Below are 253 nucleotides of genomic sequence, written 5' to 3'. Positions count from 1 at the left end.
TGGCCGTCACCGCCTCGTTCGATTCGCAGTTCCCGGCCAACTGGCGCTACCGCACCCGCCGGGCCAACATCAGCTCGCTGAACTTCCTGGGTCTGTCGCCGCTGCACAACTTCGCCACCGGCACGCAGCACAACAACCCGTGGGGCGACTGCGTGACCACGCTGCAGACCACCAACGGCCAGCCGTACTACTGCAACTTCCACGCCACCCACCCGTCGGAGAACTCGCTGGGGGAGAAGGCCATCGCCCATAC

General features: G+C 66.0%; 1 pseudogene. It reads left to right on the top strand.

Annotation, left to right across the window (positions count from 1 at the left end):
* Positions 1-253 (top strand): annotated as a pseudogene (locus tag ACQG3P_RS20785) (VirB4 family type IV secretion/conjugal transfer ATPase); the annotation flags it as partial.

The organism is Stenotrophomonas sp. SrG (assembly GCF_050031795.1).
Classification (GTDB): domain Bacteria; phylum Pseudomonadota; class Gammaproteobacteria; order Xanthomonadales; family Xanthomonadaceae; genus Stenotrophomonas; species Stenotrophomonas rhizophila_A.
This window is presented reverse-complemented; position numbering and strand designations above follow the sequence as displayed.